Source organism: Methylobacterium sp. WL18 (assembly GCF_008040015.1).
Classification (GTDB): domain Bacteria; phylum Pseudomonadota; class Alphaproteobacteria; order Rhizobiales; family Beijerinckiaceae; genus Methylobacterium; species Methylobacterium mesophilicum.
Genome location: NZ_VRVD01001243.1, coordinates 1 through 591, shown reverse-complemented (window position 1 = coordinate 591; position 591 = coordinate 1). Strand labels below are relative to the sequence as shown.

The following is a 591-nucleotide window of genomic DNA, read 5'->3' as shown; positions in this document are numbered from 1 at the left end:
AGACCCACAAGCAGGCCCTCATCGCCTGCGCCCGAAAGCTGCTCATCTACGCCAACACCGTCCTCGCCCGAGGCACGCCATGGCGTCCCGCCACCGAGTGCGCATAACGGTTGCTCAGGATGAGGGGGATGGTTTGGAGATCCGGGGGGCTTCGACGGCATTCGGACACCCCCCATCGGCCCCGCGCGGAAAACCGCCGGGAGCACGGCTGAAGAAAACCCAGTCGCAACCGGGGTGACGCGGGACGCCGCGAAGCCCGAACGCAACGTTGCACAAAGAGCCGGCTTCCCGGCGTCCCGCGGACCGGAAGCCCCGCCGCCGACAGGCCGGCCGGGCCACCGCATCCGTCTTTTCGTCCGATGTCCGTCACGCGGGAGCGCGCCTGCGCTAAGATCTGACCCGAGGTGCTCATCGCCCCTCAGCGCTTCCGAGCGAGCCTTCGTCGCACGCCCCCTCGTAGTGGAGAGCGTCGCAGAACCGCCGCACCGCCCAGGACAGGGTCGCCGTCAGGCCTCTGAACGGCCGGAGGCATTTCCTCCGCCGGCCGCCGCCCAGCCCGAGCCGGGGGGTGTCGCGTTCCCGCGCCCGAGG

1 protein-coding gene is annotated in these 591 nt (G+C 70.6%); it reads right to left on the bottom strand.

Annotated elements, in window-relative coordinates:
• Nucleotides 1-408 precede the first annotated feature (408 nt).
• On the bottom strand, nucleotides 409-591 hold a 183-nt coding region (locus FV228_RS33880; protein WP_210247840.1), incomplete at its 5' end, for a hypothetical protein.